Raw genomic sequence first — 22,932 nt, 5'->3', positions numbered from 1 at the left:
ATGGAACGGCGCGCGAGGATTCCGCGCCCTTGCATCGTGTCCCTACTTGAATCCGGAGCGTGCAGATGAGCGAGCAAGTCCAGGACCAGACCCTGAGCGCCGATCCCGAGGGCGGGGAGGGCGAAGCCGAGCTGCTCAAGCTCCCGCTCGATGCCTGGCACCGCGCCCGCGGCGGCCGTATGGTCCCCTTCGCCGGCTATGAAATGCCCGTCCAGTATGAAGGCATCATGGCGGAGCATGTCTGGACCCGCGAGCATGCCGGCCTGTTCGACGTCAGCCATATGGGCCAGCTGACCTTCACCGGCGAAGGCGTCGAAGCCGCGCTCGAGACGCTGATGCCCGCCGATATCCAGGCCGCGAAGTTCTCGCACCCGGTCTATTCGCTGCTGATGGCCGAGAATGGCGGCATCCTCGACGATCTGATGCTCACTCGCATCCAGGAGGGCGAAGTCTATATGGTCGTCAACGGCGCCTGCAAATGGGACGACATCGCCCATTTCCGCGAGTTCCTGGCCGACGAGATCGGCCTCAATCACATGGAAGACCATGCCCTGCTCGCGTTGCAGGGGCCGGAAGCGGCCACGGCGCTGGAGCGGGTGATCTCCGGCGTCTCGGCGCTGGTCTTCATGCAGGGCGCCGCCTTCCAGTGGCAGGGCCATGACCTGTGGATCAGCCGCTCGGGCTATACCGGCGAGGATGGCTTCGAGATCTCGGTGCCCGCGGAGGCCGCCGAAACGCTGGCCGACGCGCTCACCGCCCAGCCCGAAGTCAAGCCGATCGGCCTTGGCGCGCGCGATTCGCTGCGCCTCGAGGCGGACCTGCCGCTCTACGGCCATGACCTCGATACCGAGACCACGCCGGTCGCCGCCCAGCTCGGCTTTGCGCTCAAGAAGCGCCGCCGCGAGGAAGGCGGCTTCCCCGGCCACGCGCGCATCATGCTCGAGCGTGAGAACGGCCCGATCCTCAAGCGCGTCGGCCTGATCGTCGAGGGGCGCCAGCCGGTCCGCGAGGGTGGCCTCGTCCTCGATGCCGATGGCAACGAAGTCGGCAAGGTCACGAGCGGCGGCTTCGCGCCGACCCTCCAGAAGCCGATCGCCATGGCCTATGTGCCCGCCGCATCGGCCGAGCCCGGCACCAAGATCACCCTTGCCCAGCGTGGCAAGATCCATTCGGCGGAGGTCGTGAAGATGCCCTTCGTCGCCCACAAGTACGTCAGAAAGGGAGCCTGATGAGCCGCTATTTCACCGAAGACCATGAGTGGATCGACGTCGACGGCGACACCGCCACGGTCGGCATCACCGAATACGCCCAGAGCCAGCTCGGCGACATCGTGTTCGTCGAAGTGCCGGAAGAGGGCAAGGAAGTCGCCAAGGGCGACGACGCTGCCGTGGTCGAGTCGGTCAAGGCTGCGTCGGACGTCTATGCGCCGGTCTCGGGCACCGTCATCGAGGGCAATGAAGCGCTCGCCGACAACCCCGCGCTGGTGAACGAAGATCCCGAAGGCGAAGGCTGGTTCTTCAAGCTGACCCTCGCCGACACCAGCGAGCTCGACAGCCTGATGAACGACAGCGCCTATCAGGACTACGTCTCGAAGCTGTGAAGGGCGCGATCGCCCTGGCCGGGATCTGGGTCGCTGGGTGCAGCGCCGCCGAGCAACCGCTCGCGCTTACCCAGTTCCTGAGCCAGTGCGATGCGTTCAAGGGCAAGACGGTGCAGGTGGCAGGCTATCTGGGCGAGTGCGCCGGATATGCGTGCCATCTGCTCACCGGCAAGCCGGGGACGGACCGGTTTGTTGCCGTGGAGAGTGGCGGCGTCCTGCGGTCCGAGATCGGCATTGGCGGCGGCAATGACATGTTCGACCGCAAGGCCGCTTCTCTGCAGAACAGCTATGTGGTCGTCACTGGCCGCATCGATGACCATAGTTGCGACGGCAAGGGCGGCACGGATCGTTCGGCCGGCCTTTATCCCACCGATATTCGCGCTTCGACCATGGCCGAGGCGGCACCCGCAAAACTCGTAGTGAGACATAATTGATGCGCTACCTTCCCCTTACCCAGCCCGATCGCGAGGCGATGCTCGGCGTCATCGGCGCCAAGTCGATCGACGATCTCTTTGTCGACGTTCCCGCCAGCGCCGTGCTCGACGGCCCGATCCCCGGCCTGCCGATGCATGCCAGCGAGCTCGCGGTCGAACGCCACATGACCAAGCTGGCGTCGAAGAACCTCGCCGCGGGGGCAGCGCCCTTCTTCCTCGGTGCGGGCGCCTATCGCCACCATGTGCCGGCCTCGGTCGATCACATCATCCAGCGCGGCGAGTTCCTCACCGCCTACACGCCCTATCAACCGGAAATCGCGCAGGGCACGCTGCAGATGATGTTCGAGTTCCAGTCGCAGATCGCGCGGCTGCTCGGCTGCGACGTTGCCAACGCCTCGATGTACGATGGCTCGACCGCGTGCTGGGAAGCCATCACCATGGCCCGCCGCGTCACCAAGCGCGGCAAGGCGATCCTCTCGGGCGGCCTGCACCCGCATTATGTCTCGGTTGCCGAGACCATGGCCAAGTTCACCGGCGACCAGCTGGTCACGGCGCTCCCCACGCTGAGCCCGACCCCGGACACCGATGACCTGATCGCGCAGATCGACGACGACACCTCGTGCGTCGTGGTCCAGTATCCCGACATCCTCGGCCGTATCGCCGACCTCTCGAAGCTTGCCGAAGCCGCGCACGCCAAGAAGGCGCTGCTCGTCGCCGTCGTCACCGAGCCGGTGGCGCTGGGCGCGATCAAGGCGCCGGGCGAGATGGGCGCGGACATCGTGGTGGGCGAGGGCCAGTCGCTCGGCGTCGGCCTGCAGTTCGGCGGCCCCTATGTCGGCCTGTTCGCCTGCTCGGAAAAGCTGGTCCGCCAGATGCCGGGTCGCCTCTGCGGCGAGACCGTCGATGCCGAGGGCAAGCGCGGCTATGTGCTGACGCTCAGCACCCGCGAACAGCATATCCGCCGTGAGAAGGCGACCTCGAACATCTGCACCAGCTCGGTGCTGTGTGCGCTCGCCATGTCGGTCCACATGACCCTGCTCGGCGAGAAGGGCCTGCGCCAGCTCGCCGCGATCAACCACGCCACGGCCTCGGCCGCGGCCGATCGCCTGGCCCAGGTGCCGGGCGTCGAGCTGGTCACCCCGACCTTCTTCAACGAGTTCACGCTGAAGCTCTCGAAGGAAGCACGTCCGGTCGTCCGCACGCTCGCCGACCAGGGCATCCTGGCCGGCGTGTCGCTCGGCCGCCTCTATCCGGGTGCGGATGATCTCGCCAACGGCCTGATCGTCGCGGTCACCGAAACCACCACATCGGAGGACGTCGAGACGCTTGCCTCCGCGCTCCAGGAGGTGCTGGCATGAGCACGATCAACCAGTCCGGCTGGCGCCCCACCACTCCGCAGGCGGGCGAGGCCAGCGATATCTCGACCTTCACCGGCAATCGCGCGCTGATGCTCGAGGAAGCGCTGATCTTCGAGATCGGCTCGTCCGAGACCACCGGCGTCGACTTCGGCGACGTCCCCGCGGCGCCCTCGCGCCTCGGCGGGCTCGAGCGTAGCGCCGAGATCGGCCTGCCCGGCCTGTCCGAGCCCGAGACGGTGCGCCACTACACCCGCCTGTCGCGCCAGAACTACGCGATCGACCTGGGCCTGTTCCCGCTCGGCTCGTGCACGATGAAACACAATCCGCGCCTCAACGAGCGCATGGCGCGCCTGCCGGGCTTCGCCGACATCCACCCGCTCGCGCCCGTCGACACCGTGCAGGGCGCGCTCGAGGTCATCGACCAGCTCGCGCACTGGCTGATCACGCTCACCGGCATGCAGGCCGTGGCGATGAGCCCCAAGGCCGGCGCGCATGGCGAGCTTTGCGGCATCCTCGCGATCCGCTCGGCGCTTGATGCGCAGGGCCAGCAGGACCGCAAGATCCTGCTCGTGCCGACCAGTGCGCACGGCACCAACCCGGCGACGGCGGCGTTCGCCGGCTTCTCGGTCGAGGACATTCCCGCCACCGAGGACGGCCGCGTCGATCTCGAGGCGCTCAAGGCGCGCCTCGGCCCGGACATCGCCGGCGTGATGATCACCAACCCCAATACCTGCGGCCTGTTCGAGCGCGACATGAAGGCGATCTCGGACGCGGTGCATGCGGCGGGCGGCTATGTCTATTGCGACGGCGCCAACTTCAACGCGATCGTCGGCCGGGTCCGCCCGGGCGATCTCGGCGTCGATGCGATGCACATCAACCTGCACAAGACCTTCTCGACCCCGCATGGCGGCGGCGGTCCGGGCTCGGGCCCGGTCGTGCTGTCGGCGGCGCTGGCACCCTATGCGCCGCTGCCCTTCGTCGAGAAGGACGGCGACAAGTTCCACCTCGTCGAGGAGGAAACCGCGGGCGAGCATCATGCCGGCACCTTCGGCCGCATGACCGCGTTCAACGGCCAGATGGGCATGTTCACGCGCGCGCTGACCTATATCCTCAGCCACGGCGCCGACGGCCTGCGCCAGGTCGCCGAGGATTCGGTGCTCAACGCCAACTACATCCTGCGCTCGATGACCGACGTGCTCGACGCGCCCTTCGCCAAGTACGGCCCGTGCATGCACGAGGCGATCTTCAGCGATAAGGGCCTGCCCGAGGGCCTGTCGACGATCGACATCGCCAAGGGCCTGATCGACGAGGGCTATCACCCGATGACGGTGTATTTCCCGCTCGTCGTCCACGGCGCGATGCTGGTGGAGCCGACCGAGACCGAGTCGAAGGCGACGCTCGACCAGTTCATCGGCGCGTTCCGCAGCGTGGCTGCCCGCGCCAAGAATGGCGACCCGACGATCAAGACCGCCCCGCACTTCGCCCCGCGCCGTCGCCTCGACGAGACGCTCGCGGCGCGCAAGCCCGTGCTTGCGTGGAAGGCTCCGGCCCAGGCCGAGGCCGCGGAGTAAGAACCTTCTGGTCCCCCTCCCTGAGAGGGAGGGGCTAGGGGTGGGTCGATGTACGCGATACGGCAATCGAGCGGGCGCTCGGCTGCAGTATCGCCAAGCCTCCACCCACCCCCGACCCCTCCCTTCCAGGAAGGGGAGCTATCGCTTCCACAACCAGTCGGCCGGCAGGCCCAACCGCTCGCTTGCCTTGGCCGGCGGGGAGTCCAGCAGCGGCACCCGCTCGGCCATCCGCGCCACCGCGCGGACCAGCTTCCGCTCGAACCCGCGCAGCCGCCGGTCCTCCAGCCCCAGCCGGTCGATCAGCGGATCGGGCAGCAGCGAGACCGCGGCGCGCAACAGCATCTTCTGGAACGGCCGCGCCACCCAGGGCAGCGCTGGCACCTTGGCCATGATCTCGAGGAACTCGTGGATGATCGGCGACGGCACCAGCCGTGCGTCCATCTTCGCGAACAATGCCGCCATCCGGGCCTCGCTCCTGGGCGCGCCGACCGCGCCATAGAGCCGCGCCACCGCCGCGCCCTCCGCCAGCGCGCTGTCGCGTTCGCGGTAGCTCAGCGGTTCGGCATAGAAATGATAGGCGCGGATGAAGCCATAGGAGGCGGTCGCCTGCACCCAGTCGAGCAGCACCGGATCATTGGCGCGGTAGCTATCGCCCTCGCTGGTGATCCCGGCCACCCGGTCATGCGCGCGCACCACCCCGGCGATCATCGCCTCGGCCCGGCTGCGCGGACCATAGACCGTCATCATCGCCGCAAGGCCCGTGCGGCGCAGCCGGGTGAGCGCATCGGTGCGGAAGCTCGAATGCTGCCACACCCCGTCGCGCACCCCTGGCTCGGCCAGCTCGAGCAGCACCGCCGCGACGCCGCCGATGAACAGGGTGACCGGGTTCTTGAATACCCGCCACGACACCGATTCCGCTGGCACCAGCGCGGGCTCGCCCGCCGGCGCCGAGAAATCGAAGTCCATGCCGGGCGCCGAGCCCATCATCTCGCTCGCCGCCGCGCCGATCCGGCGGAGCAGGGGCTCGGGCAGGGCGAGAGCGTCGATCATATCCCCTCAACGTGCCGGCAGGCGCTTTCGTTCAGGGCGGCACTGCCCCGGAACCGATCAAATGCCGATTGCACCGCGCGCGGGCGCTGAGGCAGGCTGCACGGGAGCTTTTAAGGGGGGAATGCCATGAAGATCGTGCTGCTTGCGTCCGCCATCGCCGCCATCGGTTTCGCCGCGCCTGCCCATGCCCAGCGCGACGCGATAGTGGGCGAGGTGCGGCTGATCGGCTTCGATTTCTGCCCGGACGGCTGGCTCGAGGCCGATGGCCGGCTGCTGCCGATCCAGGGCAATCAGGCGCTGTTTGCGCTGTTCAGCACCAGCTATGGTGGCAACGGCTCGACGACCTTCGCGCTGCCCGACCTGCGCAAAGCGCTCCCGGTGCCGGTGACCGACAAGGAAAAGCGGCTGCGCTACTGTGTCGCGATCCGCGGCGACTTCCCGCGGCGGCCCTAGGGGCTGAAACCGGCCGCCTAGCTGCCTAGATCCAGCGGCGGACGGCGGACTTGTACGCCAGATACCGCTCGCCGAACTTCGCCGATAGGTACAGCTCCTCGCGCTCGATCACTTCGCGCTGGATCACCAGCAGCAGCGGGATCAGCAGCAGCAGCGTGACGAGGCTGTCCAGCCAGATCGCCACGCCGGCATAGGCCAGCGCCATCCCGAAATACATCGGGTTGCGCGACCAGCGATAGACGCCGTCGGTGATCAGCGCGGTGGTGCGCTTCCACGGCTTGGGATCGGTGCCGGCGGCACGGAACAGCCCGACGGCGGAGAGCATGATGCCCACGCCGAGCAGCGTCGCCAATGAGCCGAGCCCGCGCTCGCTTGCGTGGTTGAGCGGCAGGTCGGGGCTGCCCAGCAGCTTGCCGAGCGCCAGCCCCACCACCAATGTCCCGATGAAAGCGGCCGCCGGCGCGAATTTCACGCCAGCGCTATCCTGTTCGACGTCCATGAACCCTCCGGACGCCCTGATGGACTGGCGATCCCGCATGCGCAATCCTCTTGCCTTTGCACCGCAACTCGGCTGGCATAGGAACTGTATTACTTATATAAGTCACGTGCAAGTTTCCGGGGGCAAACCATGCAAGGCCAGCACAATCCGCTGTTCAACCTGATTCCGATCGCCATCGTGCTGCTCGTCCTGGCGCTGCGCATGCGGCGGCTCACCCGCGAGCGCCCGCTCAAGATCGAATGGCTGTGGGTGGTGCCCGCGCTCTACATCGTCATCGCGGGCGTGACCTTCTGGAACCTGCCACCCTCGCCGATGACCTGGGTCGCCGCCTTTGCCGCGCTGCTCGCCGGCGCCGCGCTCGGCTGGCAGCGCGGGCGGATGATGCACATCGCGGTGAACCCGGAGACGCACGAGATCTCGCAAAAGGGCTCGCTCGCCGCGATGGCCTTCATCCTCGTCCTCGTGCTGATCCGCACCGGCGCGCGCAACGCGGAGTCGCTCGGCATTCCCGGCGTCCATTTCGACGTGATGGCGATGACCGACGTGCTGATCGCCTTCGCGCTGGGCATGCTGACCATGCAGCGCGTCGAGATGTTCCTGCGCGCCCGTCGTCTGCTCGAGCAAGCGCGCGCGGCATGAGGCGGCACGCGCCCGCCACCGAGCGCAACCGCGATCCGATCGCCGCGGTGCTCGCCGAGGAACTGCCGGCCAGCGGCATTGTGCTGGAGATCGCCAGCGGGACCGGCGAGCATTGCGCCGTCTTCGCCGAGCGCTTCCCCGGCCTGACCTGGCAGCCGAGCGATCCCGATGCCGACGCGCTGGCCTCGATCGCCGACTGGTGCGCCGAGCTGCACAATGTCGAGCCGCCGCTGGAGATCGATGCGGCGTCCGGCGACTTCCCGTCGGCGGACGCACTGCTCTGCGTCAACATGGTCCATATCAGCCCGTGGCAAGCAACGCTCGGCCTGCTCGCCGGCGCGGGCAGGGTGCTGGCGCAGGGCGCGCCGCTGATCCTCTATGGACCCTATCGTCGCGAGGGCGTGGAGACCGCGCCGTCGAACGAGGCGTTCGAGCTGTGGCTCAAGGACAAGGACCCGCGCTTCGGGCTGCGCTTCGTCGAGGCGGTTAGTGCGGCGGCCGCGGTGGAGGGGCTGGCGCTGGCCCGGCTGGTCGAGATGCCGGCGAACAACCTGATGCTGGTGTATCGGAAGGGATGAGGCGAACAATCCTCCCCCCCCGGGGGAGGATTTAGAGAAACCCTAAACCGGCTCCATCTCCGCACTCGTCACCGCCGGGCCCACCCCGCGCTTGCGCTCGCGCCAGACGATGTACAGCCCGCTGGCGATGATCACCGGGGCGCCGAGCCAGGTCCAGCCGCTCGGCCACATGCCGAAGATAGCCCAGCCATAGAGCGTGCCCCAGATCAGGCTCGAATAGTCCATCGGCACCACCGCGCTGACCGGGGCATGCTTCACCGATCCGGTGAGCGCCAACTGGCCGACGCCGCCGATCAGCCCGATGCCCACCAGGATCGCCCAGGTCATCGGGTCGTGCGGCTTGACCTGGAAGGCATAGGGGATCGCCAGCACCGGCACCGACAGGACCGAGAACCAGAACACCGTCGTCCCCGTCGGCTCGGTCTTGCCGATCTGGCGCAGCAGGATCGCGACGATCGCCACGAACAGCGCGGCGAGCAGGCCGACGGTCGCGCCGAACAGCGGCACATGCGCGCTCCACGGCTGGGTGACGATCAGCACGCCGAGGAAGCCGACCACGACCGCGCCCCAGCGGTGCCAGCCGGTCGGCTCCTTGAGTAGCACCGCGCCCAGGATCGTTGCGAAGATCGGCACGGTGAACTGGAAGGTCACCGCCTCGGCCAGCGGCAGCAGCAGCACCGCGCCGAAGGTGAAGATCATGCCGGTAAGCCCCACCGCGGTGCGCGAGACATGCGCGCCGAAGCGCTCGGTGCGGATCGATGCCAGGCCGGGTCCGGTGGCGATCCAGGCGGTCACCAGCGGCACCGCCCAGAGCTGGCGGTGGAACATCGTCTCGACCAGCCCGGCGCCGCGCGCCTCGGCCAGCTTGATCAGCGCGGACATGGTGGCGAGACAGGCGACCGCGAACAATCGCAGCAGGATGCCCTTGAGGATGTGATCGCCCGCCATTCCCCGGCGCTAGGGAAAGTCGCGCGCGGGGGCAATGTCGGCGGGCGCGTTCAGGGCAGTTTCTGCGAGGCGAGCCAGCCGGTCACCCGGTCGGCCGGGGCGTGGGGCATCTCGACGATGCCTTTCAGCAGGTACAGGCCGATCGCGCATTGCTGCTCCGGCCGCGCCCGCGCCATCCGCGCGGGATCGGTCCAGACCTCCAGGTCGGTCTGGCTCATCCCCGCGTGCCGCATGTTCGTCACCAGCGCGACGGCATCCGCTTCGGAGATGTCGCCCTTCGGGATCTTGCGATCGGCGGGATGGTCGCGCCCGCCGGCGGAGGCGGTGATCCAGGACGCGGCGACTTCGATCAGCCGCTCGGCGGTCTGGGGCGGGTAGCGCGTGCCGGGGCGCAGCGTCCCCATCGCATATTGGCCGCACAGCCGCACATCCTCCTGCTGCATCGTCTCGACCAGCTGGATTTCCATCTGGCGATAGAGGTTGAGGTCGCCGTGCGGCGCCTGCACGAACTCGTCGAGATGGCGCTGGGTGGTCGCCTGCATCCAGATGAAGCTCTCGGCCCGGATCTGCTCGCGCGTCGCGCCTTCGCGCACGCGGCGGGAAAGCAGCGCGGTATAGTCGGCGAATTCCTTGGGATAATTGTCCCGCAGCGCCTCGAAGAAAGGCGCGCCCTTGCGATCCTTCAGGATCGACTCGGCGATGCCCTCGGGCGATTGCGCCTGTTGTTGCAGCTTCGCGCCGAACCATAAGGCGCCGCCGAGGCCCACCGCCGCAACCAGCAGCACGATGATCCCGACGACAAGCCCCGAGCGCGAGAATTCGCGCCCCGCCACATCCCGCTGTTCCATGCCCCGATTCCCCCTGGCGCGCAGTAGAGCGAGCCGGGCCGGTGGAATCAAGCCGGGTGCCGGTGCCGATGGCGCTGGCAATGTAGGATTTGATTTGTCACCACGATGTTGGTCCCGACGGTGCCACGCGCACGTACGGGTGATTCAAGAGATTCAATGAATCTCGCAATCAACGCCGCGAATATCGGCTCGCTTGCGGCGGGCCGGGCAGGGAATTACAGGCACCGCCATGATCAAGCATGCGCTCAACGTCACCCGCGAAGCCAATTTCGCCGAATGGTATCAGACCGTCATCACCGAGGCCGACATGGCCGAGGAGAGCGGCGTGCGCGGGTGCATGGTCATCCGGCCATGGGGCTATGGCGTCTGGGAGCGGATCCAGCGCCTGCTTGACGACCGCATCAAGGGCGCCGGCTATGACAACACCTATTTCCCGGTGTTCATCCCGCTCTCCTATTTCGAGAAGGAAGCCGATCACGTCGAGGGCTTCGCCAAGGAAATGGCGGTGGTCACCCACCACCGGCTGATCGCCGACGGCAAGGGCGGGCTGATGCCCGATCCCACGGCGAAGCTTGAGGAACCGCTGATCGTGCGCCCGACTTCGGAGACGGTGATCGGCGCCGCGTTCAGCCGCTGGGTCCAGTCGTGGCGCGACCTGCCGGTGCAGATCAACCAGTGGGCCAACGTCGTCCGCTGGGAGATGCGCACCCGCATGTTCCTGCGCACCAGCGAGTTCCTCTGGCAGGAAGCGCACGCCGCCTATGCCACTGCCGAGCAGGCGCGGGCGGAAACGCTCAAGGGCCTCGAAATCTACCGCAGCTTCGCCGAGGAGTGCGCGGCGATGCCGGTGATCGCCGGCGAGAAGCCCGAGAATGAGCGCTTCCCGGGCGCCGTCTCGACCTACAGCATCGAAGCGATGATGCAGGACGGCAAGGCGCTGCAGGCCGGCACCAGCCACTTCCTCGGCACCACCTTCTCCTCCGCGCAGGACATCAAGTTCCAGAATTCGGAAGGCCAGCAGGAGCTGGCCCAGACGATCAGCTGGGGCATGTCGACCCGGATGATCGGCGGCATGATCATGACGCACGGCGATGACGACGGCATGCGCGTGCCGCCGCGCCTGGCGCCGTGGCAGGTCGTGATCGTGCCGATGCTGCGCGACAATGACGAAGACGCCGCGCTGATCGAATATTGCCAGGGCGTGCAGCAGGAGCTTGGGAAGCTTCAGGCATTCGGCGAGCCGGTGCGCGCGCTGCTCGACCTCAAGGCGATCAAGGCCGTCACCAAGCGCTGGGGCTGGATCAAGAAGGGCGCGCCGATCGTCGTCGAAGTCGGCGGGCGCGACATGGCCGGGGGCAATGTCTCGGTCACCGTGCGCACCGACCTCTACAAGGAAGACGGCAAGCTCAACTCGCAGATCGTCGCCCGCGATGCGTTCCTGGGTGATGTGGTCGGCACGCTGGAGGGTATACAGAAGACCCTGTTCGATCAGGCCAAGGCGCGTACCGACGCCAATATCGTCCGCGACGTGACCGACTTCGCTGGCCTCGAAAGCTATTTCGAGAATGCCGGCAAGTTCCCGGGCTGGGTCGAGGTCGAATGGTCGAAGCCGACCGGCGCCGAGCTCGACAAGGTGGTCGAGCGGATCAAGGCGCTCAAGCTGACCTTCCGCAACGTGTCGAACGACGCGGCACCGGCCACCGGCACCTGCATCTTCACCGGCGCGCCGGCGGTGGAGCGGATCCTGGTGGCGCGTGCGTACTGATGCGCACGCTGTTCGCTTCGTTGCTCTACCAGGAGCCGCTGGGTGACGACGATCTCCTCGACGCGCTGGAGGATTCCTGCCTTCAGCTCGCCGAGGACGACGGCGCCGGCCGCCGCTGGTGCCGCGAGAACCATTATCGCGGCTATACCAGCTACGCCTCGCTCGACGACCTGCCGATCCGCGACCCCAATTTCGCGGACCTGAAGCGCCTGCTCGACAAGCATGTCGCCAAATTCGCCAAGGCCTGCGCCTTCGATCTCGGCGGCAAGAAGCTCAAGCTCGACAGCCTCTGGGTCAATGTGCTCGACGGCAAGGGCGGGCATGGCGCGCACATCCATCCGCACAGCGTCGTCTCGGGCACGCTCTACGTCTCGCTTCCCAAGGGTTCGCGCGGCCTCAAGCTCGAGGATCCGCGGCTGGCGATGATGATGGCCGCCCCGCCACGGCTCGAGGACGCGCCGGAGGAACTGCAGAGCTTCGTCGAGATCCTTCCCGAGCCCGGCACCGTGCTGCTCTGGGAAAGCTGGCTGCGCCACGAAGTCCCGCCCGGCTCGGGCAAGGAAGTGCGGATCAGCATCAGCTTCAACTATCGCTGGGGATGACCGGCCGGCGCGCCTTTCTCGCCGGCGCGCTGTCGCTGCCGATTGCGGCGCAGGCGCGCGGCGCGGAACAATGGGACGCGGTGGTCGATCCCGCCACCGGCACGCTGGGCGCCGCGCTGGCCGAGGCGGAAAAGGCAGGGCGGCCCTGGCGCATCCTGCTCAAGCCCGGCCTGTTCACCGAGAAGCTGACGGTGCGGGTGCCCGGCCTCACCCTCCAGGGTTCGCCCGGCACGGTAATCGAATATGGCACCGCGTCGGGCACGCCCAAGCCGGGCGGCGGCACCTGGGGCACCGGCGGCTCGGCAACGCTGACCATTGCCGCGCCGGGGGTGGCGCTGCGCGAGCTCATCGTCATCAACAGCTTCGACTATATCGGTGCCCGGCGGGACGGTTCCGGCAACGGAGCCCAGGCAGTGGCGCTGGCCATCGGCCGCGAGGCGGACCGCACCACCGTCGATCGCTGCACGCTGCTCGGCTATCAGGACACTTTCTACGTCCAGGCCCGCAGCCTGGTCACCGGCACGCGGATAACCGGCGGGGTGGACTTCATCTTCGGTGGCGGCGCGGCGTGGTTCGAGCGCTGCGAGATCGTCACCCGCTATGTGCCGGATACCGACAGCTTCGGCTATGTCGCTGCGCCGAGCACCCCGGCGGCGCAGGAATTCGGCCTTGTCTTCTCGGATTGCAGCCTGCTGCGCGAGAACGGCGTGCCCGAGCATTCGACCTGGCTCGGCCGCCCCTGGCGTGCCGGCGGCAACATGGCGCTGACCGGCGAGGCGGTGTTCCTGCGCTGCTTCATGGACGGCCATATCCGCCGCGAGGGCTGGACCTGGATGGGCTACAAGGGACCGGACGGCGAGCCGCGTCGCCTGACCCCGCCCGAAGCGCGGCTCTGGGAATTCGGGACCCGGGGTCCCGGTGCGGCGCCGGCCGGCACGGACCGCAGGTTGCTGACGGTGGCGGAGGCGAAGCGCTTCACCCGGGCGAAGGTGATCGGCTTCTGAGGGTTCAGCCGAGCTTGGGGAAGCAGGCCTTGGCGGTGATCTCGGCGGGGATCGCGGAAATCAGCCCGGCAATGGGCGAGCGGAAGGGAGCGGTGATCGAGACCTGGTTGGACGCGGCATTGCCCTCGCAGGTTACATTGGCCTGGATGGTGAGATTGGTGGCGGTGACGGCGACGCCATATTGCGAGGCCCGGGTGACGGCGTAGCTCTGCTGCTGCTGGAGCGTGGCGCAGGTGCTGCTGACCGACATGCAGCGCACCGTGCTGAAGGCGACCTCGTCCAGCGTCTGCCGGAGCCACAGCATGCGGCTGCCCTCGATGATGCCGAACAACAGGGTGAGGAACACCGGGGCAAGCAGCGCGAACTCGACGGCGCTGGCGCCCCTGGTGGCACGGAGGAGGCGACGGACGGGGTTCATTGCAGCCGCACCGTGGCGGATTCGGAAATGCTGGAGGCGGTCAGCAATCCGCGGGGCAGCACCAGCGGCTGGTAGGCATAGGAGGCGGAGATCTTGAGATAATAGCCGGAGGTGGCACCGGCAGCCATGCCCGAACCCGAGCAGGGCACGCCGCAGCTCGCGGCGGGCACATAGGTCGCGGTGCGGCTCAGGCAGGCACAGCTGCGCGCGCTGTTGGTGCAGACCGCGCTGCCGTTGCAGGTGGTGGTGACCAGCGCCGTGGCGGGGGCGCGGGCGGCGCGGCGGACATAGTCGGGGATCGCCGCATAGCTCACCGTTTCGCGCTGGGCGAAGCTCGATGTCGCCGCGGCGGAGACGGCCTGGCGGAGCGCGCTGCGCTGGATGAGATAGGTGCCGATATCGAGCGCGACGAGCATCACGCCGAGGAAGAAGACGGTGAGCAGCGCGAATTCGATGGTCGCGGCGCCGCGGCGGTTCCTGAGCAGGTGGCGGATCATTGGACCAGCCCGATCGAGCCGGTGCCGTTGCCCGAGCTGCCGCCGCCGGTGATGCTGGTGCAGGCCGATCCCGTCGCCGCGCCGCCGGTCGCCGCGATGCGGTTGGCGATCAGCATGAAGCACTGGCCGGCGGACAAGGTGGTGCTGCCGCCGCTCATCGTCACATCGGAATTGGGCAGGTGGACCGCGCCGACGAACACATTCTGCGCGCCGGCGCCCCAGCTGGTCGCGCTGCTGGTCAGGCTGTCGATCAGCAGGTCGGCGATCGCGCCGCCGTTGGTGCCGGTGGTCGCCGCGATCAGCTTGGTCTTGGCGCCGCCGCCGAGATTGAGCGTGCCGGAGAGGATGAAGGACACATTGATCCCGGCCATGTCGTAGCCCGAGACGCTCACGCCCTCGAGCGTGTTGCCATAGGTGAGGCCGGTCACCGACGAGGTATAAGGCCAGGTGCTGCCGCCGGTGCCATTGGTGAAGTTGCCGGCGATCGTATAGCGGCTGGTGCCGAACAGCACCGAGCCGGCGATGATCATGTTGCCGTTGATCAGGTGGTTGGTGGTCTTGCCGAACACCAGCCGGCTGCCGCCCGAGGTGGTGATGTTGCCATTGGCGCTGAAGGCGCCGTCGCCCATCAGCATCACCGCGCTGCCGGACAGGTTGACCGCGTCGCCCGAGCTGGCCTTGCCCAGTCGGTAGTCGCCCTTGCCGGCGGCGAGCGTCGATCCGCCGCCTACGGTGATACCGGCGCCGACGTCCAGGTCGCCATCGCCCAGCTTCATCCAGCCGCCGCCGCTCAGCGCCACGCTCTGGAAGGCATGGTTGCCGGTGCCCATGCTGAGCGAGGAGCCACCGCCAAGGTTCACCGTGCCGTTGATCGCCACCGCGCCGTTGCCGATCGCATTGGTGCCGTTGAAGCTGATCGAGCCGCTGCCGATCTCGATCGTGCCATTGCCCAGGGTGACGCCGCTCGATCCGCTGGCGAAGCCGCCATTCACCTTCAGGTTTACGTCGCCGAACACGATAGTGGAGCCGCCGCCGATCGAGACGCCGTTGGCCACGGTGATGTTCGATCCGCTGGCGAAGCGGACGTTGAGGCCGCCATCGATGGTCAGCTTGCCGATCGTGTAGTTGCCCGCAGGGATCGTGTAGTTTGCGCTGGTGCCGCTGCGATAGGCCGCGACATTGGCCGAGGGCGTCCAGCCGATCGTCCAGTCGGTGCCGGACGGCGTCACCGGATTGGCCAGGCTGCGCGGCGCGATGAAGCTGCCGATCAGCGCCCGGGCATTGGCCAGGTCGACATTGTCGGCCAGCGGATCGGTGATGTCGGTCGTGTCCTTGATGATCTTGTCGGACGAGGGGACGTTGGTGTTCCACGAGGGATTGGTGAAGCTGTTGCCGTAGCGGATCAGGTCGGCTGACAGCGTGCCGTAATTGTTGATGACCGATCCGGTGCCGGCGATGATGTTCTTCGCGGTGATGCCGGTGCCGCCATTCTCGACCGTGGACACGGCCGCGACCACGCAATCGGGCGTGTTGATCGTGGCACCGCCGCTGGTCGAGATTCCGGTACCGCTCGAGGCGAGCGAGAGGATGCAGGGGGTGCCGATCTGCGCGGCCGAACTGAGGGAGGCATAGGCGGTCGCGCCGACATCATAGGCACCGCGAAGGCCCAGCGCGGTGCCCAGGGCGAAGGGCATCCGGGTGGTGACGGTGACTTTCACGGCCTTGGTGCCGGCGGTCGGCACATCGTTGACCAATGTCGCGGTGACGGTGGCGTCGGCGATGCCGTTGACCAGCACCACGTCCTGCGCGGTGGGGGCGAGAACCGTTTCGCTGTTTGCTGCCTTGTAGGCCAGTGCGGCGGCGAGTGCGCCCATGTCCGCTGCGCGCTGATTGGCAATGCGCTGGTCGTAGCCTCGGTTGAGATCCACCGCGAACGCCGCACTGCCGATCACCGCTACCAGCGAAAGCGCGCCGATCACCGCGACAGTGCCACGACTGTCGCGCACCAGGCGCGCGCATATCGTGCGCAAGGCATATGAGAGATTTGCAGGAATTTCCCGACCCTTGTTCTTTGTGTCGGGCGCTAGGTAGGCGGGGTAAACGATCCATTACGGATGCATGTTGGTATCGGTATCACGGTTGCATGACATGCAACCGCTCGATCGCTGTCCTGCGCAAGCTTGTGTATCTAAATCGCTGTAAATACGTATAAATTATGGGCTGTGTCGTTGCGGGATATCTACATCGCCAGCGGCGAAGGCGAGCCGAAATCCGCCATTCTGGGGACTCTCGAGCCTCTCCAGCTTCGCCCTGCCATCAAAGGGCTAGCGGATCACCAGAGTCAGCTGACGCACCAGGCTGCGTTCGATCGGCGCGTCGAAGCGGCAGCCGATATGCGTGCCGTCGTTCCACACCACCGTCGCGGGCACCGGGGCGCCGTCGCGCAGGTTGAGCCACACCTTGTCGCCCGTGCCGTGCGGGGCTTCGCAGGCGAGGCGGCAGCCATAGACCGACAGGTCGTGCAGCATCGCTTCGACCGGCTTGTTGCCGCGCTTGGTGAGAGTGGCGCGGGTGACGAGAATGCGATGACGCGTAGCGGCCCGCTGCTCGACGAGCGCAGGTGTTACGGCCCGATACTGGGAGAACTTCGTTGCCATTCTCTCTCCGCCCCGGCGTGCACCCTGCCTCGGACGGTTTAAGAAGGGCTTAAGGGCCTTTCAGCACCACCTCGACCTTGGCCGCCAGTTCGGGGCCGGCGTGCAGTCCGAGCTTGCTGCGCCGCCACAGCACGTCTTCAGCGGTGCGCGCCCATTCATGATCGCGCATCCAGCGTATCTCGGTGGCGGTCAGGCCGGCGCCCAGGTCCTCGCCGAGATCGGTCACGTCGCGCAGCATGTCGGCCAGGCAGCAGCCATAGGCATGCGCCATGCGCTCGGCCCGGGCATCGCCGAGGAACGGCCAGCGGGTCTTGGCCTGCGCCACGAACCTGTCGAAATCGGCGATCGTGCCGCCGGGGAAGGGGCGGGCCCGGGTAACCGGCTCGACTTCGGCGCCGAGTGCCGGGCCGATCTTCGCCAGCGCTTCCTCGGCCAGCGCACGGGCGGTGGTGATCTTGCCGCCGAAGATCGAGAGCAGGGGCGGGCCCTTGTCGTCGAGCTCGAGCACATAGTCGCGGGTCACCGCCTGGGCCTTGGCGGCGCCGTCATCGTGCAGCGGTCGCACGCCGGACCAGTGCCAGACGATGTCGGCGGGGGCGATCTGCCGGGTGAAATAGCGGTTCACCGCTTCGCAGAGATAGGTCTTCTCCGCCTCGCTGCACACGGCATCCTCGGGGCGTTCGACCGGGATGTCGGTAGTACCGATCTCAGTGAATTCGCCTTCATAGGGGATGGCGAAGACGATCCGGCCATCCGGCTGCTGGAGGATATAGGCATGGTCGCCGTCGAACAATCTGGGGACGACGATGTGGCTGCCCTTGACCAGCCTGATCTGCGAATGATTAGCAATAGACAGCGTATCGAGCAGGTTTCGCACCCAGGGACCGGCGGCGTTGACCAGCCCGCGCGCTTCCACGGTGCGTCCGTCGGACAGTTCGGCGTGCCAGGTTTCGCCCTTGCGTCGGGCGCTCAGCAGCTCGGTGCGCGGCGCGATCTCGGCGCCATGGGCCGCGGCGTCCACGGCGTTGGCGAGGGTGAGCCGGGCGTCGTCGACGCGGCAGTCCGAATAGACGAAGCCCTTGTGGGTGCCGGCCAGGGGGGCGGTGAAGGCCTGGTCCCTGGAGGTCAGGTCACGGGAGCGGGGCAGGGTGGAATTGCTGCCGATTGCCAGCGCATCGTAGAGGTAGAGGCCGAGGCGGACCATCCACCACGGCCGGAGCGCATGGGCGTGGGGCAGCACGAAGGTGAGCGGGCGGATCAGGTGGGGTGCCGCCTCCAGCAGCCGCTCGCGCTCGTGCAGGGCCTCGCGGACCAGGCGGAACTCATAGGTCTCGAGATAGCGCAGCCCGCCATGGATCAGCTTGGTCGAGGCCGAGCTGGTATGGCTGGCGAGATCGTCCTTCTCGACGAGCAGCACCTTGAGCCCGAGCAGCGAGGCTTCGCGGGCGATCGCGCACCCGTTGATCCCGCCGCCGGCGATGAGCAGGTCATATGTCACGCTGTGAGGTTACGGCGTTGGCAGGCGGCTCGCGAGTCCTTATCTTAGGGGCCAATGGCAAAACCAAAACATAAAGCTGGACTGCCCACGCGGCAGCAGATTCTGGATTTCATCACCAATTCCAACACGCCCGCAGGCAAGCGAGAGATCGCCAAGGCCTTCGGACTGCACGGGCAGGACAAGATCCTGCTCAAGGCGCTGCTCAAGGACATGAGCGACGAGGGACTGATCGACGTCGCCCCGGGCCGCGCCTTCCACAAGATGGGCGGCGTGCCCAAGGTCACCGTGCTGCGAATCACCGACGCGGACGGCGACACTACCTGGGCGGTGCCCGAGCGCTGGGAAGCCGTGGGCGTGCCGGTGCCGCGGCTGCGGGTTCGCGAGCCGCGCGGCAAGCGATCGGCGCTGGCGATCGGCGACCGCATCCTTGCCCGCACCGAAGAGGCCGGCAACGGCCTGATCGCCCATCCGATGAAGAAGCTCGCCCGCGGCGAGGAGCTGATGCTCGGCGTGATCAAGGAAGAGGCCGGGCGGCTCTGGCTGCAGGGCGTCGAGAAGAAGGAGCGGCGCAACTGGATGGTCTCAGACGCCGGCGGCGGCGAAGTCGGCGACCTGGTGCTGGCCGAAAAGACCGGCCGCCCGCCGCGGATCACCGCCAAGGTGGTCGAGATCCTGGGCGACCCCTTCGCCCCGCGCAGCTTCTCGCTGATCGCGATCCACCGGCATGGCATCCCCAACGTCTTCTCCGAGGACCTGCTCGACGAAGCGGAGCGGGTATCGAGGCTTGACCTCGGCAAGCGCGAGGACCTGCGCCATTTGCCGATCGTCGCCATCGACCCGGCGGATGCCCGCGACCATGACGACGCGGTCTGGGCCGCGCCGGACGACGATCCGAAGAACGAAGGCGGCTGGAAGGCCGTGGTCGCGATCGCCGATGTCAGCTTCTATGTCCGTCCCGGCTCGGAGCTGGACCGCGAGGCGCGCAAGCGCGGCAACTCGGTCTATTTCCCCGACCGCGTCGTGCCGATGCTGCCCGAAATCCTGTCGGCCGAGGTCTGCTCGCTCAAGGAAGGCGAGGACCGGGCGGCGCTCGCCTGCCATCTCCAGATCGGCAAGCATGGCGAGCTGAAGAGCTGGCGCTTCACCCGCGCCGTGGTCAGCATCGCGGCGAACATCGCCTATGAGGATGCCCAGGCCGCCATCGACGGCAAGATCGAGCATCCGCTGACCGAGACGGCGCTCAGGCCGCTGTGGAGCTGCTGGCATGCGCTCAACAAGGCGCGGGACAAGCGCGAGCCGCTCGACCTCGACCTGCCGGAGCGCCGCATCGTCCTTGACGAGATGGGACGCATCCTCTCGGTTGCTCCCCGCGAGCGGCTGGATGCCCACAAGCTGATCGAGGATTACATGATCGCCGCGAACGTCGCCGCGGCCAAGGCACTCGAGGCGAAGAAGGCGCCGGTGATGTACCGCATCCACGAGCCGCCGGCCCGGGAGAAGCTTGTCGCGCTGCGCGAATATCTCAAGACCTTCGGCATCGAGTTCGCGCTCGGCCAGGTCATCAAGCCGGCGACGTTCAACCACATCCTGAAACGGGTGGGCGAGAGCGACTTCCGCGAGCAGGTGATGCAGCAGGTGCTGCGCAGCCAGATGCAGGCCTCCTATGGCCCGGCGAACCATGGCCATTTCGGCCTGTCGCTCGGCAGCTATGCCCACTTCACTTCGCCGATCCGCCGCTATGCCGACCTGATCGTCCACCGCTCGCTGGTCCATGCCTATGATCTCGGCCCGGGCGGGCTGACGCAGGAAGAGGCCGCGACCATGGAACGGATCGGCGAGAGCATCTCCAGTCTCGAGCGCCGGGCGATGGAAGCGGAGCGGGAGACGATCGACCGCTATGTCGCCGCCTATCTCGCCAATCATGTCGGCGAAGTGCTGGAGGCGCGGATCACTGGGGTGCAGAGCTTCGGCTTCTTCGCCACCGTCGATGGCGTCGGCGGCGACGGGCTGGTCGCGGCACGGGACCTCGGCACCGAATATTTCCGGTACGACGAAGCCGGGCAGCGGCTGGTCGGCGACGAGAGCGGCGACGAGTTCACCCTCGGCATGCGGCTGCAGCTGCGGCTGGTCGAGGCCAACCCGGTATCGGGCGCGCTGCGCTTCGAGCTGCCGGACGGCGTCGGTTCGGCTGGCCCTTCGGGCTTCCGGCCGGAACGGGCTGGCAAAGGGCGGCCGCGCCCGATTAAGAGGCGGGGCAGACCGGCCAATATTCGCCACAATGGGAAGCGGCGCTGATCTGGGTTCATTGACCATGTGTCCTGTGCCCTTATGCTTCGCCTTCCACATTCCGGGGGATTCGACCCAATGCTGAAGCCGTTCATCCTTGCCCTCGCGCTTACTGCCGCCCCGGCGCTGCCCGCCGCCGCGCAGACCGCGCCGGCTCCGGCTCCCGCGGCCCAGGCCAAGCCGACCGCCGCCGACTTCGCCAAGAACATGCAGGGCGCCGTCGGCCAGACCTTCGAGGGCGGCATCGTCCTCAAGAACATCACTTCCGAGGCCAATACCCTGGTCCTCACCGTCGATGGTCCGGCCGGCTGGCGCACCCAGCTGACCCCCGCCGACATCTCGACCGCGCTGGTCGGCGGCTTCTGCAGCACGGCCCCGCAGTTCTTCGCCACCGGCGTGTCGATGCGGGTCGACTCGCTCGACGGCGGCAAGCTGGCCAAGGGCCCGACCGTCACCACCTGCCCGCCGGCCGCTCCGGCAACGCCGCAGTGATCTCCTCCAGCGTCCCGGTATCCATCGGGGCGCTGGCCGCAGGGGCGCGGCGGCGAATCCGCGCCCATTTCTTCGCCCTCCACGCCGTATCCGCCGAGGAGGCGGTTCCCTTCGTGCCGCAGCGGCCCATCGAGCGCCGCCAGTTCGAACGCATGCAGCGCGCCGGGATCATCCATGCGGCCGGGCAGGGCCGCTACTGGTTCGACCTTGCCGCCTTCCAGAAGGACCAGGACCGCACCCGCGCCATCCTGGTCCCCGTCGTCATCGTCCTCTGCCTGCTCGCCGCGGGGCTGCTGACCCTACTCTACTGAGAAGCCGAGCCCGGCATTGGCCTCCAGCCGCTTGACCAGCGGCTCCGGCATCAGGCCGCCGGCGGTCCAGATCCCGCCCTTGCCCTCGGCAGGCACGTCGCGCAGCAGGCAGAGCGCGCTCTCGGCGATCATCTTGCTCGTCGAGCCATAGCCGGGATCCTTGTCGCCCTTGACCGTTGCCGACAGGCGCTGGCCGTCGGGCATCTCGGCGACGAAGACCAGGTCGTAATAGCCGGTTTCGCGCTCCTCCTTGCTCGGGCCCTCGCCCGGGGCCGGGCCCTTGTCGGCGGCCATCGGGTTGATCTTCGCCAGCGCCTCGGCCGCGGCCTTGCCGATCTCGCCGAGCCCGGGGACGATGGTCATCTCGTCATACTGGAAGTCCGCGCCATAGGGCTGGCCGGCCAGGAAATTCGAACGGTGGACGTTCTTGGTGTTGATCACCGCCATCATGAACGGGGCGACCCAGGCATCGACCGCCTCGTCATGATAGGGGACCATGCCGTTCGGCTGGTGCGGGCCCTGGAAGCCGGGGGTGAGGGCGAAGGGATCGACCATCAGCTTGAGGATCGAGGGATCCTTGGCCGCGGCGGCCATCGACGCCTTGCCGCTGGCGAAGGTGCCGCCGGAGAAAGTGCCCTTCATCGCCCGCACCCGGCCCTTCACCCGCGACGCCGGCTTGCCGAAGCGGGCGATCGCCGCCTGCTGCACGGCCCATACGCCGAGATCGAAGGGGATCGAATCGAAGCCGCAGGAGAAGACGATGCGCGCGCCGCTGGCCTTGGCGGCATCTTCGTACTTGCGGATCATCAGGCCCATCCAGGCGGGCTCGCCGCACAGGTCGACATAGGCGGTGCCGGTCTCGATGCAGGCGGCAAGCAGCGCCTCGCCATAGAGCTGATAGGGGCCGACGGTGGTGATGACCACGGAAGCGCGGGCGACCATCGCCGTGAGGCTGGCGGGATCGTCCGCATTGGCGGTGAGCAGGGGCGTATCCGCCGGCGCGCCGATCTCGTCGCGGACTTCCTGCAGCTTGGTGAGCGAGCGGCCCGCCATCGCCCATTTCACGTCCGGGTAGCGGGCGGCGAGATACTCCGCGACGAGCCGGCCGGTGAAGCCGGTGGCTCCATAGACGATGATATCGAATTCTCGGTTTGCCATTCTTGCGGTTCCTGCTCCTGCTCGCCTTTGGGGCGATTCATTGAATCTCTTGATACTCGCTTTTACGTGCGTGGGAGAGCGGCGAGGTGCCGATTTCCCGTGCGCGGGCTTTTGCGATCAGGACCAGTGAAGCAGAGGAAATCCTACATTGGAAGGGGCGGTATGGTGGTTTGGCGTGGTTTGGCGACCATCCACGCTATTCTCCGTCATGCTGAACTCGTTTCAGCATCCAAGGCGCCGCGAAGGATATCGCTTGAGGCGCGTTG

24 protein-coding genes are annotated in these 22,932 nt (G+C 67.5%); 14 read left to right on the top strand and 10 right to left on the bottom strand.

The window, feature by feature from the left end:
- Positions 1-65 precede the first annotated feature (65 nt).
- The 5 genes from gcvT to gcvPB are packed head-to-tail and all read left to right on the top strand — an operon-like array spanning position 66 to position 4,963.
- Positions 66-1,229 carry a glycine cleavage system aminomethyltransferase GcvT gene (gcvT, locus tag HNP52_RS17850; RefSeq protein WP_184168960.1) on the top strand — a complete coding sequence of 388 codons (1,164 nt, stop codon included), beginning with the start codon at positions 66-68 and terminating at the stop codon, positions 1,227-1,229.
- Complete coding sequence (gcvH, locus tag HNP52_RS17845; RefSeq protein WP_184168959.1) at positions 1,229-1,600, top strand: glycine cleavage system protein GcvH; 372 nt, start codon at positions 1,229-1,231, stop codon at positions 1,598-1,600. Before gcvT ends, gcvH begins: the two co-directional genes overlap by 1 nt.
- Entirely contained in the window at positions 1,597-2,034 is a 438-nt protein-coding gene (locus tag HNP52_RS17840; protein ID WP_184168958.1) for a hypothetical protein, read from the top strand. Before gcvH ends, HNP52_RS17840 begins: the two co-directional genes overlap by 4 nt.
- Positions 2,034-3,392 carry an aminomethyl-transferring glycine dehydrogenase subunit GcvPA gene (gene gcvPA, locus HNP52_RS17835; RefSeq protein WP_184168957.1) on the top strand — a complete coding sequence of 453 codons (1,359 nt, stop codon included), beginning with the start codon at positions 2,034-2,036 and terminating at the stop codon, positions 3,390-3,392. Before HNP52_RS17840 ends, gcvPA begins: the two co-directional genes overlap by 1 nt.
- A complete protein-coding gene (gene gcvPB, locus HNP52_RS17830; RefSeq protein ID WP_184168956.1) occupies positions 3,389-4,963 on the top strand; it encodes an aminomethyl-transferring glycine dehydrogenase subunit GcvPB in 1,575 nt (524 codons plus the stop codon). Before gcvPA ends, gcvPB begins: the two co-directional genes overlap by 4 nt.
- Positions 4,964-5,101: 138 nt before the next feature.
- On the opposite strand, the gene HNP52_RS17825 is transcribed toward gcvPB, so the two are convergent.
- Positions 5,102-6,013, bottom strand: coding sequence for an oxygenase MpaB family protein (locus tag HNP52_RS17825; RefSeq protein ID WP_184168955.1), 912 nt, complete (start codon positions 6,011-6,013; stop codon positions 5,102-5,104).
- A gap of 126 nt (positions 6,014-6,139) precedes the next feature.
- Here HNP52_RS17825 and HNP52_RS17820 point away from each other — a divergent pair, with 126 nt between their 5' ends.
- On the top strand, positions 6,140-6,466 hold the full coding sequence (locus HNP52_RS17820; protein ID WP_184168954.1) for a phage tail protein: 327 nt from the start codon (positions 6,140-6,142) through the stop codon (positions 6,464-6,466).
- A gap of 25 nt (positions 6,467-6,491) precedes the next feature.
- On the opposite strand, the gene HNP52_RS17815 is transcribed toward HNP52_RS17820, so the two are convergent.
- Complete coding sequence (locus HNP52_RS17815; protein ID WP_184168953.1) at positions 6,492-6,965, bottom strand: isoprenylcysteine carboxylmethyltransferase family protein; 474 nt, start codon at positions 6,963-6,965, stop codon at positions 6,492-6,494.
- Positions 6,966-7,094: 129 nt separating this feature from the next.
- Here HNP52_RS17815 and HNP52_RS17810 point away from each other — a divergent pair, with 129 nt between their 5' ends.
- The gene (locus HNP52_RS17810; RefSeq protein ID WP_184168952.1) at positions 7,095-7,604 is read left to right on the top strand and encodes a CcdC protein domain-containing protein; all 510 of its coding nucleotides are present in this window, start codon (positions 7,095-7,097) and stop codon (positions 7,602-7,604) included.
- The gene (locus HNP52_RS17805) at positions 7,601-8,182 is read left to right on the top strand and encodes a DUF938 domain-containing protein (RefSeq protein ID WP_184168951.1); all 582 of its coding nucleotides are present in this window, start codon (positions 7,601-7,603) and stop codon (positions 8,180-8,182) included. The genes HNP52_RS17810 and HNP52_RS17805 overlap by 4 nt, the downstream gene beginning before the upstream one ends.
- A 42-nt stretch (positions 8,183-8,224) precedes the next feature.
- Here HNP52_RS17805 and HNP52_RS17800 read toward each other — a convergent pair whose 3' ends face one another.
- Together HNP52_RS17800 and HNP52_RS17795 are read right to left on the bottom strand one after the other, a co-directional pair.
- Positions 8,225-9,130 (bottom strand): DMT family transporter, encoded by a 906-nt coding sequence (locus HNP52_RS17800; protein ID WP_184168950.1) that lies wholly within the window; start codon positions 9,128-9,130, stop codon positions 8,225-8,227.
- Positions 9,131-9,180: 50 nt separating this feature from the next.
- Positions 9,181-9,978: a hypothetical protein gene (locus HNP52_RS17795; protein ID WP_184168949.1), complete on the bottom strand. Its 798-nt coding sequence runs from the start codon at positions 9,976-9,978 to the stop codon at positions 9,181-9,183.
- Between the two features lie 229 nt (positions 9,979-10,207).
- Here HNP52_RS17795 and HNP52_RS17790 point away from each other — a divergent pair, with 229 nt between their 5' ends.
- Genes HNP52_RS17790 through HNP52_RS17780 form a run of 3 tightly spaced genes read left to right on the top strand, consistent with a single transcriptional unit; the run spans position 10,208 to position 13,349 of the window.
- Positions 10,208-11,743, top strand: a complete 1,536-nt coding sequence (locus HNP52_RS17790; protein ID WP_184168948.1) for an aminoacyl--tRNA ligase-related protein — start codon at positions 10,208-10,210, stop codon at positions 11,741-11,743.
- Positions 11,743-12,345, top strand: a complete 603-nt coding sequence (locus HNP52_RS17785; RefSeq protein ID WP_184168947.1) for a TIGR02466 family protein — start codon at positions 11,743-11,745, stop codon at positions 12,343-12,345. Before HNP52_RS17790 ends, HNP52_RS17785 begins: the two co-directional genes overlap by 1 nt.
- Positions 12,342-13,349: a pectinesterase family protein gene (locus HNP52_RS17780; protein WP_184168946.1), complete on the top strand. Its 1,008-nt coding sequence runs from the start codon at positions 12,342-12,344 to the stop codon at positions 13,347-13,349. The genes HNP52_RS17785 and HNP52_RS17780 overlap by 4 nt, the downstream gene beginning before the upstream one ends.
- Before the next feature lie 4 nt (positions 13,350-13,353).
- On the opposite strand, the gene HNP52_RS17775 is transcribed toward HNP52_RS17780, so the two are convergent.
- The 5 genes from HNP52_RS17775 to glpD all read right to left on the bottom strand — a co-directional run bounded on the left by HNP52_RS17775 (position 13,354) and on the right by glpD (position 18,419).
- A complete protein-coding gene (locus HNP52_RS17775) occupies positions 13,354-13,767 on the bottom strand; it encodes a TadE/TadG family type IV pilus assembly protein (RefSeq protein ID WP_184168945.1) in 414 nt (137 codons plus the stop codon).
- Positions 13,764-14,264 carry a TadE/TadG family type IV pilus assembly protein gene (locus HNP52_RS17770; RefSeq protein ID WP_184168944.1) on the bottom strand — a complete coding sequence of 167 codons (501 nt, stop codon included), beginning with the start codon at positions 14,262-14,264 and terminating at the stop codon, positions 13,764-13,766. Before HNP52_RS17770 ends, HNP52_RS17775 begins: the two co-directional genes overlap by 4 nt.
- Positions 14,261-16,270, bottom strand: coding sequence for a pilus assembly protein TadG-related protein (locus tag HNP52_RS17765; RefSeq protein WP_311768510.1), 2,010 nt, complete (start codon positions 16,268-16,270; stop codon positions 14,261-14,263). The genes HNP52_RS17770 and HNP52_RS17765 overlap by 4 nt, the downstream gene beginning before the upstream one ends.
- 318 nt (positions 16,271-16,588) lie before the next feature.
- Positions 16,589-16,921 carry a PilZ domain-containing protein gene (locus tag HNP52_RS17760; protein WP_184168943.1) on the bottom strand — a complete coding sequence of 111 codons (333 nt, stop codon included), beginning with the start codon at positions 16,919-16,921 and terminating at the stop codon, positions 16,589-16,591.
- Positions 16,922-16,970: 49 nt separating this feature from the next.
- A complete protein-coding gene (glpD, locus tag HNP52_RS17755) occupies positions 16,971-18,419 on the bottom strand; it encodes a glycerol-3-phosphate dehydrogenase (protein ID WP_184168942.1) in 1,449 nt (482 codons plus the stop codon).
- Between the two features lie 54 nt (positions 18,420-18,473).
- Between glpD and rnr the strand changes: the two genes are divergently transcribed.
- The 3 genes from rnr to HNP52_RS17740 all read left to right on the top strand — a co-directional run bounded on the left by rnr (position 18,474) and on the right by HNP52_RS17740 (position 21,508).
- On the top strand, positions 18,474-20,714 hold the full coding sequence (gene rnr / locus HNP52_RS17750) for a ribonuclease R (protein WP_184168941.1): 2,241 nt from the start codon (positions 18,474-18,476) through the stop codon (positions 20,712-20,714).
- 69 nt (positions 20,715-20,783) lie between these two features.
- Entirely contained in the window at positions 20,784-21,197 is a 414-nt protein-coding gene (locus tag HNP52_RS17745) for a hypothetical protein (protein WP_184168940.1), read from the top strand.
- Positions 21,198-21,310: 113 nt separating this feature from the next.
- Positions 21,311-21,508, top strand: coding sequence for a hypothetical protein (locus tag HNP52_RS17740; RefSeq protein ID WP_184168939.1), 198 nt, complete (start codon positions 21,311-21,313; stop codon positions 21,506-21,508).
- Here the strand turns inward: HNP52_RS17740 and HNP52_RS17735 are convergent.
- A complete protein-coding gene (locus HNP52_RS17735) occupies positions 21,497-22,666 on the bottom strand; it encodes a trans-acting enoyl reductase family protein (protein ID WP_184168938.1) in 1,170 nt (389 codons plus the stop codon). The two genes, HNP52_RS17740 and HNP52_RS17735, sit on opposite strands and share 12 nt — an antisense overlap.
- Positions 22,667-22,932 lie beyond the last annotated feature (266 nt).

The sequence above is a fragment of the Sphingomonas kyeonggiensis genome, assembly GCF_014204495.1.
Classification (GTDB): Bacteria; Pseudomonadota; Alphaproteobacteria; order Sphingomonadales; family Sphingomonadaceae; genus Sphingomonas; species Sphingomonas kyeonggiensis_A.
The sequence above is the reverse complement of the archived record's forward strand: the minus strand, read 5'-3'. Positions and strand labels throughout refer to the sequence as shown.

Coding starts and splice junctions, on each gene's coding strand:
- gcvPB (WP_184168956.1), top strand. CDS start 3,389: ATGAGCACGATCAACCAGTCCGGCTGGCGCCCCACCACTCCGCAGGCG.
- HNP52_RS17825 (WP_184168955.1), bottom strand. CDS start 6,013: ATGATCGACGCTCTCGCCCTGCCCGAGCCCCTGCTCCGCCGGATCGGC.
- HNP52_RS17760 (WP_184168943.1), bottom strand. CDS start 16,921: ATGGCAACGAAGTTCTCCCAGTATCGGGCCGTAACACCTGCGCTCGTC.
- HNP52_RS17790 (WP_184168948.1), top strand. CDS start 10,208: ATGATCAAGCATGCGCTCAACGTCACCCGCGAAGCCAATTTCGCCGAA.
- HNP52_RS17810 (WP_184168952.1), top strand. CDS start 7,095: ATGCAAGGCCAGCACAATCCGCTGTTCAACCTGATTCCGATCGCCATC.
- rnr (WP_184168941.1), top strand. CDS start 18,474: ATGGCAAAACCAAAACATAAAGCTGGACTGCCCACGCGGCAGCAGATT.
- HNP52_RS17800 (WP_184168950.1), bottom strand. CDS start 9,130: ATGGCGGGCGATCACATCCTCAAGGGCATCCTGCTGCGATTGTTCGCG.
- HNP52_RS17770 (WP_184168944.1), bottom strand. CDS start 14,264: ATGATCCGCCACCTGCTCAGGAACCGCCGCGGCGCCGCGACCATCGAA.
- HNP52_RS17785 (WP_184168947.1), top strand. CDS start 11,743: ATGCGCACGCTGTTCGCTTCGTTGCTCTACCAGGAGCCGCTGGGTGAC.
- gcvH (WP_184168959.1), top strand. CDS start 1,229: ATGAGCCGCTATTTCACCGAAGACCATGAGTGGATCGACGTCGACGGC.
- HNP52_RS17805 (WP_184168951.1), top strand. CDS start 7,601: ATGAGGCGGCACGCGCCCGCCACCGAGCGCAACCGCGATCCGATCGCC.
- gcvPA (WP_184168957.1), top strand. CDS start 2,034: ATGCGCTACCTTCCCCTTACCCAGCCCGATCGCGAGGCGATGCTCGGC.
- HNP52_RS17775 (WP_184168945.1), bottom strand. CDS start 13,767: ATGAACCCCGTCCGTCGCCTCCTCCGTGCCACCAGGGGCGCCAGCGCC.
- gcvT (WP_184168960.1), top strand. CDS start 66: ATGAGCGAGCAAGTCCAGGACCAGACCCTGAGCGCCGATCCCGAGGGC.
- HNP52_RS17780 (WP_184168946.1), top strand. CDS start 12,342: ATGACCGGCCGGCGCGCCTTTCTCGCCGGCGCGCTGTCGCTGCCGATT.
- HNP52_RS17735 (WP_184168938.1), bottom strand. CDS start 22,666: ATGGCAAACCGAGAATTCGATATCATCGTCTATGGAGCCACCGGCTTC.
- HNP52_RS17795 (WP_184168949.1), bottom strand. CDS start 9,978: ATGGAACAGCGGGATGTGGCGGGGCGCGAATTCTCGCGCTCGGGGCTT.
- HNP52_RS17820 (WP_184168954.1), top strand. CDS start 6,140: ATGAAGATCGTGCTGCTTGCGTCCGCCATCGCCGCCATCGGTTTCGCC.
- HNP52_RS17745 (WP_184168940.1), top strand. CDS start 20,784: ATGCTGAAGCCGTTCATCCTTGCCCTCGCGCTTACTGCCGCCCCGGCG.
- HNP52_RS17815 (WP_184168953.1), bottom strand. CDS start 6,965: ATGGACGTCGAACAGGATAGCGCTGGCGTGAAATTCGCGCCGGCGGCC.